Raw genomic sequence first — 546 nt, 5'->3', positions numbered from 1 at the left:
AGAATCTTACAATGGCTCGATTGGACTACCAGCGCCTAACACTGATATTAAGCTTGTTCTTGATAATGGTGATGAAGCAGCAAAAGGAGAGCCAGGTGAGTTATGCGTTAAAGGTCCACAAGTAATGGTGGGTTACTATAAACGTCCGGATGCTACCGCTGAATGTTTAAAAGATGGTTGGTTTGCAACAGGTGATATAGCTACTTATGATGATGAAGGTTTCTTTTTTATAGTGGATCGTAAAAAAGATATGATTATTGTATCTGGCTTTAATGTTTTCCCTAATGAAATAGAAGAAGTTGTTGCTATGCACGAAGGTGTTCTGGAAGTGGCAGCTATTGGTGTCCCTCACGATGCAAGTGGTGAACAAGTTAAAGTTTTTGTTGTTAAAAAAGACCCATCTTTAACTGAAAAAGATATAATAAAACACTGTCGTGATAATTTAACTAATTACAAGGTTCCAAAACTCGTCGAGTTTAGGGATGAGTTACCTAAAACTAATGTAGGTAAAATTCTCAGAAGAGCCTTGAAAGATTAGCAACCTAT

At 37.0% G+C, this 546-nt stretch carries 1 protein-coding gene; it reads left to right on the top strand.

Annotated elements, in window-relative coordinates; all coding sequences use genetic code 11:
• Nucleotides 1–538, top strand: a 538-nt coding sequence (locus P20652_RS18290; RefSeq protein WP_033017542.1) for an AMP-binding protein, incomplete at its 5' end; no start/stop codon positions are given.
• Nucleotides 539–546 lie beyond the last annotated feature (8 nt).

The sequence above is a fragment of the Pseudoalteromonas sp. BSi20652 genome, assembly GCF_000239855.1.
Taxonomy (GTDB): domain Bacteria; phylum Pseudomonadota; class Gammaproteobacteria; order Enterobacterales; family Alteromonadaceae; genus Pseudoalteromonas.
This window is presented reverse-complemented; position numbering and strand designations above follow the sequence as displayed.